Origin of the sequence: Pseudoalteromonas sp. UBA2102 (assembly GCF_002331165.1) — a bacterium.
Taxonomy (GTDB): domain Bacteria; phylum Pseudomonadota; class Gammaproteobacteria; order Enterobacterales; family Alteromonadaceae; genus Pseudoalteromonas; species Pseudoalteromonas atlantica.
In genome coordinates this window covers 4,479-4,758 of record NZ_DCYU01000116.1, presented here as the reverse complement: position 1 = coordinate 4,758, position 280 = coordinate 4,479, and the positions used below count along the sequence as shown (strand labels likewise).

Annotated in this window: 2 tRNA genes; both read left to right on the top strand. The window is 47.5% G+C overall.

Annotated features, from left to right (window positions below):
* Positions 1-80: 80 nt before the first annotated feature.
* Positions 81-156 (top strand) — tRNA-Gly (locus B2R65_RS15605).
* A gap of 19 nt (positions 157-175) precedes the next feature.
* A tRNA-Cys gene (locus B2R65_RS15600) sits at positions 176-249 on the top strand.
* Positions 250-280: the final 31 nt, after the last annotated feature.

The window sequence follows — 280 nt, the reverse complement described above, 5'->3', positions numbered from 1 at the left end:
AAGTCCGGCCTCGGGCACCACTTTTAATTATTCTACCAAGATAATTGAAAGTTAGATAAAATATTAATGAATAGTTTAACGCGGCACTAGCTCAGTTGGTAGAGCGCGACCTTGCCAAGGTCGAGGTCACGAGTTCGAGCCTCGTGTGCCGCTCCAAATTATTTGGAAGCGTTAAGGCGGAATGGCAGAGTGGCCATGCAGCGGATTGCAAATCCGTCCACCTCGGTTCGACTCCGGGTTCCGCCTCCATTTAATTACTCCACATGCTTTAAATAGCAAA